General features: G+C 61.4%; 11 protein-coding genes. 4 read left to right on the plus strand and 7 right to left on the minus strand.

What is annotated here, in order from left to right:
• The first annotated feature begins 50 nt into the window (after positions 1–50).
• Positions 51–3,035 carry an EAL domain-containing protein gene (locus ACK4OE_RS02155; protein ID WP_409882689.1) on the plus strand — a complete coding sequence of 995 codons (2,985 nt, stop codon included), beginning with the start codon at positions 51–53 and terminating at the stop codon, positions 3,033–3,035.
• Positions 3,036–3,148: 113 nt separating this feature from the next.
• Positions 3,149–5,401, plus strand: a complete 2,253-nt coding sequence (locus ACK4OE_RS02160) for an EAL domain-containing protein (RefSeq protein ID WP_409882690.1) — start codon at positions 3,149–3,151, stop codon at positions 5,399–5,401.
• Between the two features lie 47 nt (positions 5,402–5,448).
• Here ACK4OE_RS02160 and ACK4OE_RS02165 read toward each other — a convergent pair whose 3' ends face one another.
• From ACK4OE_RS02165 to ACK4OE_RS02195, 7 genes are all read right to left on the minus strand, one after another.
• A complete protein-coding gene (locus ACK4OE_RS02165) occupies positions 5,449–6,411 on the minus strand; it encodes an IS1595 family transposase (protein ID WP_409882691.1) in 963 nt (320 codons plus the stop codon).
• Between the two features lie 502 nt (positions 6,412–6,913).
• A complete protein-coding gene (locus ACK4OE_RS02170; RefSeq protein WP_409882693.1) occupies positions 6,914–7,945 on the minus strand; it encodes an amino acid ABC transporter substrate-binding protein in 1,032 nt (343 codons plus the stop codon).
• Between the two features lie 202 nt (positions 7,946–8,147).
• Positions 8,148–8,675 (minus strand): GNAT family N-acetyltransferase, encoded by a 528-nt coding sequence (locus ACK4OE_RS02175; protein ID WP_409882695.1) that lies wholly within the window; start codon positions 8,673–8,675, stop codon positions 8,148–8,150.
• 43 nt (positions 8,676–8,718) lie between these two features.
• On the minus strand, positions 8,719–10,053 hold the full coding sequence (gene glmM / locus ACK4OE_RS02180) for a phosphoglucosamine mutase (RefSeq protein WP_409882696.1): 1,335 nt from the start codon (positions 10,051–10,053) through the stop codon (positions 8,719–8,721).
• Positions 10,054–10,201: 148 nt separating this feature from the next.
• The gene (gene folP / locus ACK4OE_RS02185; RefSeq protein ID WP_409882697.1) at positions 10,202–11,044 is read right to left on the minus strand and encodes a dihydropteroate synthase; all 843 of its coding nucleotides are present in this window, start codon (positions 11,042–11,044) and stop codon (positions 10,202–10,204) included.
• Between the two features lie 134 nt (positions 11,045–11,178).
• Positions 11,179–13,098, minus strand: a complete 1,920-nt coding sequence (ftsH, locus tag ACK4OE_RS02190) for an ATP-dependent zinc metalloprotease FtsH (protein ID WP_409882698.1) — start codon at positions 13,096–13,098, stop codon at positions 11,179–11,181.
• Positions 13,099–13,278: 180 nt separating this feature from the next.
• Entirely contained in the window at positions 13,279–13,935 is a 657-nt protein-coding gene (locus ACK4OE_RS02195) for an RlmE family RNA methyltransferase (RefSeq protein ID WP_409882699.1), read from the minus strand.
• Positions 13,936–13,982: 47 nt separating this feature from the next.
• On the opposite strand from ACK4OE_RS02195, the gene ACK4OE_RS02200 reads away from it, so the two are divergent.
• Positions 13,983–14,459, plus strand: a complete 477-nt coding sequence (locus ACK4OE_RS02200) for a YhbY family RNA-binding protein (protein WP_409882700.1) — start codon at positions 13,983–13,985, stop codon at positions 14,457–14,459.
• Positions 14,459–15,217 carry a glycosyltransferase gene (locus ACK4OE_RS02205; RefSeq protein WP_409882701.1) on the plus strand — a complete coding sequence of 253 codons (759 nt, stop codon included), beginning with the start codon at positions 14,459–14,461 and terminating at the stop codon, positions 15,215–15,217. The genes ACK4OE_RS02200 and ACK4OE_RS02205 overlap by 1 nt, the downstream gene beginning before the upstream one ends.
• The last annotated feature ends 57 nt before the right edge of the window (positions 15,218–15,274 follow it).

The following is a 15,274-nucleotide window of genomic DNA, read 5'->3' on the forward strand; positions in this document are numbered from 1 at the left end:
TGTCAATGCGATGACGCGCCACATCCCACGCCACGGCATTGCCGCAGCAGATGGCCTGCATAATCGATTTACGAAACAGCCCAGGTGCCGTCATTCCTTCCCTCTCCTCCGTCCGCCCCTTTACCGCGTCACTGGCGGTGTTTGTGCTGGCGGCAGCGTGCATGGGGGCACTGGTGTGGACACTGGAACGCCAGGACCGCACCCAGAAACGCACCCAGGTGGCCGACATGGCTGGCGACCATGTGCAGGCCTTGCAGCGCGCCATTGGGCTCGCCCTGTCGGCTAATAACGCCTTGGTGGCGCTGGTACGCCAAGGCCAAGGCACTGTCTCCCAGTTTGAAGAAATCGGCACGCAGATGCTGCCGTTCTATCCGGGCATTGCGGCCATGGGGCTCTCTCCCGGCGGCGTGGTGCGCCAGGTGGTGCCCCGGCAAGGCAATGAGAGCTTGATCGGCTTCGACCAACTCAACGACCCGCGCCAGGGCGCTGAATCGGCCCGCGCGCGTGTATCAGGCCAGCTCACCCTGGCAGGCCCCATAGAACTGGTGCAAGGGGGCTTGGGGGTGGTTGGGCGCCAACCGGTGTATCTGGAAGACGCTCAGGGGCGGCGCACTTTTTGGGGCTTTACCTACGTCACCATCCGACTGCCTGAAGTGCTGGCGGCCGCCCGCCTTCAGCAGTTGACCGAGCGTGGCTACCGCTACCGGCTGTGGCGCGTTCGGCCTGACAACGGTGAACAGCAGACCATCGAGGCCTCGTCGCCAGCGCCGGGGGCCGACACGGCCAACCGCTCACTGACGTTGCCCAACGGAGAGTGGACGCTGAGCGTGGCCCCAGCCCACGGATGGGGCTCCCCCACCGTACTGGCTGCGCGCAGTGCGCTAGGCCTGCTGTTTGCACTGTTGATGGCCTACCTGGCGAGGCTGCACTTCGCGCTAAAGGCCCACGAGCAGGGGCTGGCCTCCCAGATAGCCCAGCGCACCTCTGAAATCCAGGCAACGCAACAGCAATTGCGCGCCACCATCGATGCGATTCCGGACCCCTTGTTCGAAATGGACCAGGAAGGCCGCTATTGCAGCGTGCACAGCCAGCGTACCGAACTGTTGCCCAGCCCGGCCAACACGCTGATCGGGCGCAACGTGACCGAGGTGCTTCCCGCACTGGCAGCCTTGTCGGTGATGGACATGTTGCACGAAGCACAAGCCCACGGCTGGTCTACCGGCAGACAGATCATGCTGACGCTGCCGGGACTGGGCGCCACCTGGTTTGAGCTGTCTGCGGCACGCAAGTCCACATCGCCCAGTGCCACGCCACGCTTCATCGTGCTGTCGCGCGACATCACCGAGCGAAAGCGGTCGCAAGAACAATTGCAGCTGACCGCCCAGGTGTTCGACCAGAGCAGCGAAGCGATCGTGATTTCCGATGCCACCCATACCATCGTGCGCATCAACCGCGCGTTCACACGCATTACCGGGTATGACGAAGCGCAGGCCGTGGGCCAGTCCATGCGCCTGCTCACCGTGGCCGAGTCGACCCGGGATTTCGATGCCGATCTGGTTTACAGCCGCCTTGCGCAAGACGGCCATTGGGAGGGCGAAGCCTGGGGGCGACGTAAAGATGGTTCAACCTACCCGCAGTGGTTGTCCGTCAGCCGCGTGCTGGACGGCAACGGCGCGACGACACACTCCATCACGCTCTTTCGGGACATCACCCAGCAGCGTGAAGCCCAGGACCGGATTCAGCGATTGGCGCATTTTGATCCGCTCACCGACCTGCCAAATCGCACATTGCTGGCAGAGCGCGCACAACGCAACATTGCGGATGAGCAAGCCCAGAACGGCACCCTGGCCATGCTGTTTGTTGATCTGGACCATTTCAAGAACGTGAATGACTCGCTGGGCCACCGCATCGGAGACATCCTGCTGGTAGCCGTGGCGCGGCGGCTCGAATCTTTGCTGCGCCCGCAAGACACGGTATCTCGCCTGGGGGGCGACGAGTTCTTGTTGCTGCTGCCAGCCACCACTGTGGCCCAGGCCGCCGATGTGGCCAACACAGTGCTGGCGGCAGTAGCGCAGCCGTTTCAGATCGACCCGTACGAGCTCACCACCACCTCATCGGTCGGCATTGCGATGTACCCTGCCGATGGAGACTCGTTTGACACGCTGTACCAGCGTTCGGACGCCGCCATGTACCGCGCAAAACGAGGCGGGCGTAACCGGTACGGCTTTTTTACCGCTGACCTGGAGGCCCGCACTGCCCGCGCGCTGCAGATCGAAAACGCGCTGCGGCGCGCACTAGAGCGCAACCAGTTCACTCTGCACTACCAGTCACAGGTGTCGCTGACCACGCGCCAGGTGGTGGGAGCGGAGGCACTCTTGCGCTGGCACCACCCCGAGCTGGGTATGGTGTCGCCTGCAGAATTCATCCCGGTGGCAGAAAGCAGTGGAATGATCGTGTCGATTGGTGAGTGGGTCATACACACCGCAGTGCACGACGCAAAACGCTGGCTGGACATGCAGTTACCGCTGCGTGCGGTGTCGGTCAACCTGTCCGCCGTGCAGTTTCGGCACCCGCAGTTGCCCGAGATGGTGACGCGCTGCCTGCAGCAGGCCGGCCTGCCCCCGCGTCGGCTGGAGCTGGAGCTGACCGAAGGCGCGGCAGTGGACGACCCCGCGGCAGCACTGGCCATGATGGACCAGCTGCACGACCGCGGCGTGCGCCTGTCAATGGACGACTTTGGCACGGGGTACTCGTCGTTGAGTTACCTCAAGCGGTTTCAGATCTACAAACTCAAGATCGACCAGTCGTTTGTGCGCGATCTCGACGAGGACGCCAATGACCGCGCCATCGTGAGCGCCATCATCCGCATGGCGCAGGCGCTGGGCATGCAGACCACGGCGGAGGGGGTGGAGACCGAGGGCCAGCTTGAATTCCTGCGCCAGCAGGGATGCGACGAGGGCCAGGGCTACCTTTTCAGCCGTCCCCTGCCCGCGCCAGAGTTCGAGGCTTATCTGCGCGAATGCCTTGGCGCCTGATACATCTATGAAGCCCTTAGCGCAAAGCCGGTGGAGGGGTCTGTAAGCTTCGACTGCTACACTTTGCTACAAATTAGCCAGGCCGTATGGCCCTCTCGTCCGTACCGGTCTCCATGTCCCCCCCGTATAGCACTCCGGATTTGCAACGTCCGGCAGCCGCTCCCGACACCCCCCTGCAACGCACCCTGCGTGAACAACAGACCCTGCTCGACAGTGCGGGCGTCGGTATCGTGTTTCTGCGCCAGCGCAGTGTGGTGCGCTGCAACCAGCGATATGCCGAGATATTTGGCTACCCCAGTGCCGAGCGCCTGGTAGGCCTGAACACCGACGCTTGCTACCCCAATCGTGACGCCTTTCGGGAACTGGGGCGCACCGCATACCCCGTTCTGGCACAGGGACAATCGTTCCGCGTGGAGCGCCAGTTGCGCCGCCGCGATGGCAGCCTGTTCTGGGGCAGCCTGACCGGTCGGCTGATCAACCCTTTGGATACCACCGAGGGTTCGATCTGGATTCTTGATGACATCGACGAGCAAAAGCGTGCCCAGGCCGCACTGAGCGCTGCGGTGCGCGAAAAGCAGTTGCTGTTCGACAGTGCGATGGTGGGCATTGTTTTCTTGCGAGACAGGCGCCTGACCCGCTGCAACGACCATTTCGAGCAGATGCTGGGCTATGAGCCTGGCGAATTGATGGCTTGCACCTCGCGCCGCTGGTACGCCAGCGATGCTGCATGGGAAGAGGTCGGCCGCCGGTGCTACCCAGCCCTGGCAGCGGGGAACTCCTATGAGGGCGAGGTGGAGCTGTGCCGCAAGGACGGAACCCCCGTCATCTGCGAGGTGCGCAGCAAGTCCATTGACCCGTCAGACCCGGCACAAGGCTCCATCTGGATCACGATGGACATCACCGAGCGCAAACAGGCGCAAGCCGCTCTGGCCCGAGCGCATGAAGACCTGGAGCGGCAGGTGCAGGACCGTACCCGTGAGCTGCGCGAAACAGTAGACAACCTGCACCAGGAAATCAGCGACCGCAAGGCCGATCAGGAACGCATCTACTGGCTGGCGCACTACGACGCATTGACCGGCCTGCCCAACCGCACACTTCTGTCCGAGCGCGCCCAAAAGGCCATCCGCGTGGCACAAGAGGGCAACACGCCGCTGGCCCTGATCTTCCTGGACCTGGACCACTTCAAGCATGTCAACGACTCGCTGGGCCACCGCGTGGGCGACGTGTTGCTGGTCGAGATCGCCAAGCGCCTGCGCGCTGTGGTGCGGGACAAGGACACCGTCTCGCGCCTGGGCGGCGACGAGTTCATCTTGCTGCTGCCCGGCGCCAACGCCCATGGTGCAGCCCGTGTGGCGGGCAAACTGCAGGAGGCATCGCGCCAGCACTACCAGATCGACCACCATGAGCTGACCATGGCCCCGTCCATGGGCATCGCGCTCTTCCCGCAAGACGGCGCTGACTTTGACACCTTGACCCAATCGGCCGATGTGGCGATGTACCGAGCCAAGCTGGACGGACGCAACACGTTTCGTTTCTTCACGCCCGAGATGCAGGCCCAGTCAGTGCGCGCGCTGCAGTTGGAAAACGCCCTGCGCCGCGCGCTGGAGCGCGACCAGTTGCACCTGCACTACCAGCCACAGATGAGCCTTGCCACCGGCTCGGTCCACAGCGTCGAGGCGCTCCTGCGCTGGCAGCACCCACAACTGGGCGGTGTGTCACCTGCGGAATTCATTCCCATTGCCGAGGACAGCGGACAGATCCTGCAGATCGGCGAATGGGTGTTGCGCACCGCGCTGGCGCAACTCAAGGCCTGGCGGACCAGCGGATTCCACGGGCTCACGATGGCGGTCAACCTGTCGGCCATCCAGTTCCGCCAGCCTCAGTTGCCCGAGCTGGTCAGCCGCATGCTGGCAGAGTTTGACCTGCCTGCCGACTCGCTGGAGCTGGAGCTGACCGAAGGCGTAGCGGTGGACGACCCGCACGCAGCCGTGGCGACCATGGACCAATTGCATGCGCGCGGCGTCCGCATGTCGATGGACGACTTTGGCACCGGTTATTCGTCGCTCAGCCAGCTCAAGCGGTTTCAGATCTTCAAGCTCAAGATCGACCAGTCTTTTGTGCGCGATCTGGGCGAAGACATCAACGACCGTGCCATCGTCAGCGCGATCATCCGTATGGCCCAGGCCTTGGGCATGCGCACGACGGCTGAGGGGGTAGAGACGGAAGGCCAGCTCGCCTACTTGCGCGAGCAGGGGTGCGACGAGGCGCAGGGTTATCACCTCAGCGCGCCGCTGCCGCCTGCCGAGCTGGAAGCATTCATGCACCAGCATTCACGCACCGGCCACGCAAGTCACTATAAAAAGTAGAGCTGCTAGCGCTTTTTACCACTGGTTTTCAAAGTCTTTTTTCCTGATTAGCGACTTACCTCAGATGAGCGTAGTACGGTCAATGGAAGCGGTCGTGTAGTAGCCACAGCTCGCAGCAGCCTGGGCAGCATGGCAGGCAGATCAAAGCGACGGTTAAATCGCCAGCAGAACTCGGCCAGATAGCGCTGGGCATACTTGGCATGGTCGAACGAGTGATAGGTTCCGGCCATGCTGGTTTTGAGGTTCCCCAGCAAGGTGTTGACCCAGTGCAACTGCGGCGTCTGCGCACCCTGGCGTCCACCGCCGGTCACATGGCGCTCATGCGTGGCCTGGGCCTGGCGCACCTGGGCAAAGGCACGCGTGCCATCGCTGACCACGTGGCAGCCCGCTGCCAGGTGGCGACTGGCCCATTGCCGCATGTGCTCGTTGGTGAAGTCCGCCACAGGCGTCAGGCGCATGTACAGGGGACGGCCATCGGCACTGGTCTGCACCGCAGCGACGAAGGCTGTCTTGTTGGCAGCCTTGCGCCCGCCGTTGATGTGGCCTGCACGCTCGCCGCCGAGGTAGGCATCGTCGATCTCCACACGCCCTTGCAGGCGGTAGCGCTCATCGCGCTGCGCCATGGTCTGCATCAGCTTGTGCTTCATGAGCCACGCCGTTTTGTAGGACACGCCCAGTTGGCGCTTGAGGGCCAGAGCGCTGATGGCGTTCTTGTTCTGTGTGAGCAGATACATAGCCAGGAACCACAGCCTCAGGGGCAGATGGGTGTGCTCCATCACGGTGCCCACGATGGATGAGCTTTGGTAGCCACAGATGAAGCACTCCCACAGCAATCGACCACCGCCATTGCGGGTGTTAAAGAAGCGCTTGCAGCCGCAGTGTGCGCACTGCCAGCCCAGGGGCCAGCGGGCGGCCAAAAGAGCGCGCTCGCACTGCTGCTCGCTGCCGTACAGGGCCTGAAACTGGGGTAGTGACAGACCGCGTTGGAACTGGATAGCGTTGATGGACATTACTGCTCCTTGGCCGATGGCTCGGCATGTGTGTTGGAGCCGGCTGTCCCGAGTTCGTTCGGTGCAATCTGAGGTATGTCGCTAATCAGGTCTTTTTTATCTGAAAACATTTAGACAAGAGCGCTAGCAGCTAGCTTTTTAGAAGTCCAGCGCAAAGGCTCGCTCACCACATTCGCCAGCGCCGGGACAGCAAAATCTTTCGCGCGCCTGCCGCATACGACATCCACAGCGTGCTGGCAGCCTCCACTTACCACTTGGAGATAGCCCGCAGTCCGCCCTTGCCACCTCGGCCTGGTGTGCTTGGCAAACAGCGCTATGCCCGCCCGCATGTGGATCATGCACGTCCATTGTCATTGGGGCGGGACAGCCCCGCCATCAATCATGAAATCTGAACGCCTCCCGCAGGCCAAGGTCTCACAGGGTTCATCCATTGGCATGGCAGCAGACGCCGCGGAGTACCGCGTTTGCTGTCCAACGTTTGCTGTACTGCGTTTGGCAGCTCTCAGCGGTTGGGGAACGCGTACATCAGGCCTTCCTTGTTCCACTGGTTGTTCAGGCCACGTGGCAACGCCAGTGCCGACTTGGGGCCCACGTTGCGTTCAAAAATCTCGCCGTAGTTGCCTGTCGTCCTGATGGCGCGTGCCATCCAGTCGCGCTCCAGGCCCAAAAATTTGCCGCTGTCTTCGGTGGTGCCTAGAATGCGCTGCACCACCGGGTTGACGCTGGTCTTCATCTGTTCCAAATTGGCTTGGGTGATGCCATATTCTTCGGCTTCAATCAGGCCGTACACCACCCACTTGACGATGGCAAACCACTCGTCATCCCCCCGGCGCACCATGGGACCCAGTGGCTCCTTGGAAATCAGCTCTGGCAGGATCACGTGCCCGGAGGGAACTTTGGCTTCCTTGTTGCGCACCGAGGCCAGACCCGACGCGTCAGTTGTGTAAGCCATGCAGCGCCCAGCAAAGTAGGCGCCGGTAGCGGCCTCCACCTTTTCGAATACCACCGGCTTTATGGCGAGGTTGTTGGCCTTGGAATAGTCGGTCAGGTTTTTTTCGGTCGTGGTGCCAGACTCCACGCACACGGTCTGGCCCTTGAGCTGCTTGACGCTCTTGATCTTGCTCTTGGTAGGCACCATGAAACCCTGACCGTCGTAGTAGGTCACAACCGTCTGGTGCAGGCCAAGCGATGCGTCGCGAGTTAGCGAAAACGTTGTGTTGCGCGAGAGCACGTCCACCTCGCCCGATTGCAAGGCTGTAAACCGCTGCTGGGCATTCAGTGGCACGTATTGGACCTTGCCACCATCACCCAACACAGCAGCGGCCACCGCGCGGCAGATGTCCACGTCCAGACCGGCCCACTTGCCGTTAGACCCGGCCGCAGAAAACCCAGCCAGGCCGGGATTGACGCCGCACACCACCTGGCCACGCGATTTGATGCCGTCCAGCGTTCTGCCAGCGTGCGCGGGTGCTGCCGCAAAAGCGGTAGCGGTAGCCAGACAGGCTGCAGCGATGCGCAAGGGGGATTTGTTCATAAGACTTTGCTCCAAAAACGAGGATGTAATGCACGATCTGCAACCGCTGCCATGCGCGTTCTCGATACAAAACCCGGACCTTAGCGATACGTCTCTCACAGCGCGTCAGAGTTTACGCGGGGTCAACTCCCGCCTTTGGTACGCCTTGCTGTGCGCAACTTCCGCACAGAGGGCAAGAGCTGCGTTTGCAGCAGCAGCCATCTCAATCCAGCAATTTTTGCAAGAACTGTGCGTGACCCATTTTCGGATCAAGGGTGTAGGCCGCAAAGCCTTCACGCTCGTAGGCACGCAAAGCGCTGTGGTTGCCCGACAGGACTTCGAGGGTGAGCTTGCACGCACCCCGTTCCCGGGCCATAGCCTCCACAACGTGCAGCATGCGTTGTGCAATGCGGTGACCGCGCCAAGCGGGAACCACCACCACATCGTGCACGTTGACGAGTGGTTTGCACGCAAAAGTGGAGAAGCCTTCAAAGCAGTTGACCAAGCCCACTGGCACACGGCCGGTAGGATGATTTGTATCGTCGGCCCACGCGAGCACGCTGAAGGCCTGTGGGCGCTGGCGCAGAGCCTCGGGCAGGCCTTGTTTGACCTCTGCGGTCAAAGGCTCGCTGCCACCTGTAACGTCCTGCGCATAGCCATCGAGCAGCATGACCAGCGCCGCAGCGTCATGGGCGTCGGCGTAATCCACACGGCAGATGGTGATGGGGTCGCCGGCAAGGGAGTAAGGCATAAGAATCCCGCGTTCCGAGTCCTGATCGCCACGTCTGAACGAATCAGCCTGCGCGGGCCGCGTCTGCCAGGCGTTGTGCGCAAGTGCTGGCCACACTAGCGTCACGCGCCTCCACCATGACCCGCAGCAAGGGCTCAGTACCGCTGGCGCGAATCAACACCCGGCCGGTGGCGCCCAGCTCTTGCACCACCGCCTCGGTCGTGTCTGCCAACACGCGGTTCGACTTCCAGTCCTGCCCCGGAGGAAGCCGCACATTGAGAAGCACCTGCGGGTACAGCGTAATGTCGGCCAGTAACTGCGCCAGCGTGCGGCCGCTGCGCACACAGGCCTGCAGCACCTGCAGCGCACTCACCAGGCCGTCGCCCGTGGTGTGGCGGTCAAGGGCCAGCAAATGGCCCGAGCCCTCGCCACCCAGCACCCACTGGTGGCGCGCCAGTTCTTCGAGCACATAGCGGTCGCCCACTTTGGCACGCACAAACTTCACGCCGCGCGCCTGCAGAGCCACCTCCACGGCCATGTTGGTCATCAGTGTGCCCACCACACCGGGCACATGCTCGTCCCGGCCCATGCGGTCGGATGCCATCAAGTACAAAAGCTCATCGCCGTTGTACAGGCGCCCGCTGGCATCCACGACCTGCAAGCGGTCGGCATCGCCGTCCAGCGCAATGCCGTAGTCCGCCCGGTTGGCGCGCACGGCGCGCACAAGGGCGTCAGGGTGCGTCGCACCCACTTCATGGTTGATGTTGAGGCCGTCCGGCGCGCAGCCGATCGAGATCACCTCAGCACCCAGTTCATGGAACACCTTGGGCGCCACTTGGTAGGCAGCCCCGTGTGCTGCGTCCACGACGATCTTGACGCCCTTGAGGGTCAGGTCGTGGGGAAACGTACTCTTGCAGAATTCGATGTACCGCCCCGCAGCGTCCTCCAGGCGGCGCGCTTTGCCGAGGTTGGCCGAATCGGCCCATACCGGTGGCTCGGCCAATGCCGCTTCTACGTCAAGCTCCCAGGAGTCCGGCAACTTGGTGCCTTGTGCACTGAAGAACTTGATGCCGTTGTCGGGGTATGGGTTGTGGCTTGCACTGATGACCACCCCAAGGCTTGCGCGCTGGGCGCGCGTGAGGTAAGCCACACCGGGTGTGGGCAGAGGCCCCAGCAGCACCACATCGACGCCTGCCGAGTTGAACCCCGACTCCAGCGCGCTCTCCAGCATGTAGCCAGAAATGCGGGTGTCCTTGCCGATCAGCACTGTGGGGCGGTCCTCAGTGCGGCGCAATACGCGGCCCACGGCATGGGCCAGGCGCAAAACAAAATCTGGCGTGATCGGCGGCTGCCCCACCGTTCCGCGAATGCCGTCGGTTCCAAAATATTGGCGTGTCATGTAGCAGTGTCTCCTCGTGTCATTTTCGTTGTTGGATGTGGGTCGCCGGATGGCTTTGTCGATAAGTGCGGGTCAAAACGACAGATCGATTGTCAAGAATTCAAAACTGCGAGCAATCGGGCAACAAGACACTCCGGCAACCAACCACTCAGTCATTCAATCGGTCTGCTTGCTGCATGGCCGTGAACACAGCCAAAGCCGCCACTGTCTCGCGCACATCGTGCACGCGCACCACAGAGGCACCGCGCTCTACGGCAAGCACAGCGGCCGCGACGCTGGGCACCATGCGATGGTCGACATCCAGCCCTGTCACAGCACCCAGAGAAGATTTACGGGACCAGCCTGCCAACAAGGGGTAGCCCGAAGCCTTCAGCACCGATTGCCGGGCCAGCAACGCGAAGTTCTGCTCCACAGTTTTTCCAAACCCAATACCCGGGTCAAGAATAATTCGAGTCTTTTCGACCCCTAGCGCTTGTGTATCAAGCGCCACAAGCTCCAAAAACGATAGCACTGCAGACACCACGTCACCCACCATGGGGGCCACCTGCATGGTCTGTGGGTCGCGGTGCATATGCATCAGGCACACGCCACAACGCGGATGCGCCGCCACCACCGCCGTCGCTCCACGCTGCCGCAGCGCCCAGACGTCATTGATGATGTCAGCGCCCAAGTCCAGCACGGCCTGCATGACCTCGGGCTTATAGGTATCCACCGAGATCGGCACCCCCAGCGTGACAGCGTCGCGCACTAACGGCACGACACGTGCCAATTCATCTTCCAAAGAAACCGCCGGACTGCCAGGCCGCGTGGATTCGCCGCCAATGTCCAGAATGTGGGCACCATCCTTGATGAGCTGCTCGCAATGGCGCAGCGCACTGATGGTGGAGCCATGGCGCCCTCCATCCGAAAACGAGTCTGGCGTGACATTGACGATCCCCATGACTTGGGGGTTCGTCAGGTCAACGTCGAAGCGAGCGGTTTGCCAAAACATGGTTGAACGAATCCAGGCGCCCACTGAACAACTGCGCAACTGCGCAAAGCACCGTGATGACGAGAAACAAAACTAGTTAGCAGGCATGAAAAACGGGGCACAAGGCCCCGTTCGAACGGTTATCCGACAAACCCTCAGGCTGCCGTCGGCGCGGGGTCAGTTGTGACCGCTGGCGTGCCACCGCTGGAATTATCACCGCCTGAGGGAGGCGTTCGGGGAGTCCAATCCTTGGGAGGACGAGGCTCCTTGCCGGCCATGATGTCATCGAGCTGATCGGAATCAATGGTTTCCCACTCAAGCAAGGCCTTGGCCATGGCGTGCATCTTGTCGCTGTTCTGCTCAATCAGGCCACGGGCCAGGTTGTATTGCTCGTCAATGATACGGCGCACTTCCATGTCCACCTTTTCCATGGTCTGTTCGCTCATGGTGGTGGTCTTGGTGACCGAGCGGCCCAGAAACACTTCGCCTTCGTTCTCTGCATAGACCATAGGGCCCAGGGCGTCCGTCATGCCATAGCGGGTGACCATGTCGCGCGCAATGTGTGTGGCACGCTCAAAGTCGTTGCTGGCGCCGGTGGTCATCTGGTTCATGAACACTTCTTCGGCGATACGGCCACCGAACAGCATGCTGATTTGATTGAGCATGTACTCGCGGTCATAGCTGTAGCGGTCTTGCGCGGGCAAACTCATCGTCACACCCAAAGCACGGCCACGGGGAATGATGGTGACTTTGTGCACCGGATCGCACTTGGGAAGCAGCTTGCCAATCAGCGCGTGGCCGGACTCGTGATAGGCCGTGTTGCGACGCTCTTCCTCGGGCATGACCATGCTCTTGCGCTCGGGGCCCATCAGGATCTTGTCCTTGGCCTTCTCGAAATCCTGCATTTCCACGGTGCGAGCGTTGCGGCGCGCAGCCATCAAAGCCGCTTCGTTGCACAGGTTGGCAAGATCGGCACCGCTCATACCAGGGGTGCCACGGGCGATGATGCCGGGATTTACGTCCTGGCTCACAGGGATCTTGCGCATGTGCACATTCAGGATCTGCTCGCGGCCACGGATGTCGGGCAGCGTCACGTACACCTGACGGTCAAAGCGACCAGGGCGCAGCAAGGCAGCGTCCAGGATGTCAGGGCGGTTGGTGGCAGCCACCACGATCACGCCGAGGTTGGTCTCGAAGCCGTCCATCTCGACCAGCATCTGGTTCAAAGTCTGTTCGCGTTCGTCGTTGCCACCGCCCAAGCCAGCGCCGCGCTGGCGGCCGACTGCGTCAATTTCGTCGATGAAGATGATGCAGGGGGCGTTCTTCTTGGCGTTGTCGAACATGTCGCGCACACGGGCTGCGCCTACGCCAACGAACATTTCCACAAAGTCAGAACCCGAGATGCTGAAGAATGGCACCTTTGCTTCGCCAGCGATGGACTTGGCCAACAGAGTCTTGCCGGTACCGGGAGGGCCGACGAGCAGCAGGCCACGCGGAATGCGGCCACCCAGCTTTTGGAATTTTTGCGGGTCCTTCAGGAAGTCCACGACCTCCTTGACTTCTTCTTTCGCCTCGTCACAGCCGGCAACATCAGCAAATGTCACCTGATTGGTGTTTTCGTCCAGCATGCGCGCCTTGCTTTTGCCAAAGCTGAAGGCCCCGCCCTTGCCGCCGCCCTGCATCTGACGCATGAAGTAAACCCACACACCGATCAACAACAGCATGGGACCCCAGCTGACCAGCAATGTCATGAGCAGGGAGCCTTCTTCGCGTGGCTTGACATCAAACTTAACGTTGTTGGCAATCAGGTCGCCTACAAGGCCGCGGTCGAGATAGGTGGCAGTCGTGCGGATTTTTCGGTCGTCAGTGGTGACTGCCAAGATCTCCGTACCGCCCTGGCCTTCCTGGATGGTCGCGCTCTTAATACGGTTGCTGCGAACCTCCTCGAGGAACTCCGAGTAGCCGATATGGCCTGCGCTGGCTCCTGCACGGGTGTCAAACTGTTTGAACACCGTGAACAGCACCATGGCGATAACCAGCCACACGGCAATTTTTGAAAACCACTGATTGTTCAAGCGGGGCTCCAGTTGCGAGAAACAGAAAACGGACACACTGCCGTCATGGCACGCATGTGCGGCCCATTTTAGGTCTTTCAAGCCTTGGGGCCACCCCTATTCCCCCTATCGGCCATGGAATCAACACGGGCTTTGCAGCCGTATTTCACGGATCCTTGACCTTCGGCAAGACTAACTCGGCTACTTTTTGAGCCCCATGCCCACCAAAAACGTCTCAGACGACTTGTCGCGTGAAGCCTTGGGTTTCACGGGTTTGACCACTTTGAACGTCTGCTTGAACAAGGTCACGAGATCGCTGTAGCCACTGCCGTGAAAGAGCTTCACTACCAGAGCACCATCCGGTTTCAAATGGTTGCAAGCAAACTCCACCGCGAGCTCCACCAGATGGGCAATCCGCGCCGCATCTGCCGATTCGATACCGGACAGATTGGGGGCCATGTCCGAAACCACGACATCCACAATCTTGCCGTCCAGCGCCGCTTCCAGCCGCTCCAGCACCTCGGCCTCACGGAAATCTCCGTTGATGTATGTAACGCCCTCAATGGGCTCCATGGGCAAAAGGTCCAGCGCAATGATGGTGCCATTGAGCTGGCCCGCTGCAGCGCCCGCGGGCGACATGCGCCGGCGTAGGTACTGACTCCAGGCGCCCGGCGTGGAGCCCAGGTCCACCACGGTGTAACCCGGTTTGATCAACCCGAGTTGTTCGTCGATTTCCTTGAGCTTGTAGGCGGCGCGGGCCCGAAAACCCTCTTTCTGGGCCAACTTGACATAGGTGTCGTTGACGTGGTCGTTCAACCACGCCTTGTTGACCTTCTTGCTTTGGGTTTTGACTTTCATACGGCCCCATTGTCTCTCGACAATCCGCACCGTCGATAATACGGCCCATGCCCCAAATTCAACTGACTCCCGCCGAGCGCCGGGAACAACGCGCCAATGCCCATCACCTGGACCCTGTGGTCATGGTCGGCGGCGACGGCCTGACTCCTGCCGTCCAAAAGGAAATCGACGCCGCTTTGAACGCCCACGGGCTCATCAAGGTGCGTGTTTTCAACGATGACCGTGTCGCCCGGGAACTGATGTACCAGCAGCTCACGGCAGACCTCGGCGCCGCGCCGATTCAGCACATTGGCAAACTCCTGGTGCTCTGGCGCCCTCAGCCAGCCAAAGAACGCACGGTCGATGAAGACCGCATGCCCGGCCCGCGCGACGTCAAGGTGCTCAAATACAGCAAGCGCGCTGGCCAGCGCCCGGAGGTCAAGCAGCTGCGCGTGCTGGGCAACCAGCGCCTGACGCCCGGCGGCCAAGTCAAGCGGGCCAAGAAGCCCAAGCTCAAGTCCATCAAGAAGCGCCAGGCTGACTGATGGCTCCAGCGGCAGCATCCGCCAGCATCGCCCGCACTCGCCACATCCTGTGCATGAAGTGGGGCACGAAATACGGCCCCGAATACGTCAACCGGCTCTACGCAATGGTGCGACGGCATTTGACGGGCGACTTCCACTTCATCTGCCTGACGGATAACAGTGCGGGCATCCGCAGCGAAGTGACCTGTCTGCCGATACCTGCGCTGGACTTGCCCTCCGGCATTCCAGAGCGGGGGTGGACGAAACTGGCCACCTTCAGTGCTGATCTGCACGGCCTCTCGGGAACTGCCTTGTTTCTGGATGTGGATGTTGTCATCACCGGCAGCCTTGACGCATTTTTTACGCAGCCCGGCGAGTTTCTGATCATTCACGACTACAAGCGCCCCTGGCGCGTCACGGGCAATTCGTCGGTCTACCGGTTCGAGTTGGGCGCACATCCCGATGTGCTGGAACACTTTCGGGGGCATTTCGCCGAAATTCGCGCGCAATTCCGCAATGAGCAGGCCTACCTGTCTGACTTTTTGCATCGGCAAGGAAAACTGCAGTACTGGCCCGCCGAATGGTGTCCAAGTTTTAAGTACCACGGCATACCGACTTGGCCCACCAACTACTGGCGGCCGCCTTTTGTGCCTGCGGGTGCACGTATCGTGATCTTTCACGGTGAATGCAACCCGCCCGACGCCTTGGCGGGCCGCCGCAACCGCCGGTTTCGCTACATTCGCCCCGCGAAATGGGTGGCGGAGCACTGGCACGAGTAAGGCGGTGCGAACTTGAGAAGCGCTCGACCCACAGAGCGATGGTCGTGTTAAACCTGC

The organism is Acidovorax sp. (genome assembly GCF_046314175.1).
Lineage (GTDB): Bacteria > Pseudomonadota > Gammaproteobacteria > Burkholderiales > Burkholderiaceae_C > Acidovorax.

What these genes read in the sequence shown, in the direction of transcription:
- ACK4OE_RS02155 (WP_409882689.1), top strand. Translation starts at nt 51, where the DNA reads ATGGCCTGCATAATCGATTTACGAAACAGCCCAGGTGCCGTCATTCCT.
- ACK4OE_RS02160 (WP_409882690.1), top strand. Translation starts at nt 3,149, where the DNA reads ATGTCCCCCCCGTATAGCACTCCGGATTTGCAACGTCCGGCAGCCGCT.
- ACK4OE_RS02165 (WP_409882691.1), bottom strand. Translation starts at nt 6,411, where the DNA reads ATGTCCATCAACGCTATCCAGTTCCAACGCGGTCTGTCACTACCCCAG.
- ACK4OE_RS02170 (WP_409882693.1), bottom strand. Translation starts at nt 7,945, where the DNA reads ATGAACAAATCCCCCTTGCGCATCGCTGCAGCCTGTCTGGCTACCGCT.
- ACK4OE_RS02175 (WP_409882695.1), bottom strand. Translation starts at nt 8,675, where the DNA reads ATGCCTTACTCCCTTGCCGGCGACCCCATCACCATCTGCCGTGTGGAT.
- glmM (WP_409882696.1), bottom strand. Translation starts at nt 10,053, where the DNA reads ATGACACGCCAATATTTTGGAACCGACGGCATTCGCGGAACGGTGGGG.
- folP (WP_409882697.1), bottom strand. Translation starts at nt 11,044, where the DNA reads ATGTTTTGGCAAACCGCTCGCTTCGACGTTGACCTGACGAACCCCCAA.
- ACK4OE_RS02195 (WP_409882699.1), bottom strand. Translation starts at nt 13,935, where the DNA reads ATGAAAGTCAAAACCCAAAGCAAGAAGGTCAACAAGGCGTGGTTGAAC.
- ACK4OE_RS02200 (WP_409882700.1), top strand. Translation starts at nt 13,983, where the DNA reads ATGCCCCAAATTCAACTGACTCCCGCCGAGCGCCGGGAACAACGCGCC.
- ACK4OE_RS02205 (WP_409882701.1), top strand. Translation starts at nt 14,459, where the DNA reads ATGGCTCCAGCGGCAGCATCCGCCAGCATCGCCCGCACTCGCCACATC.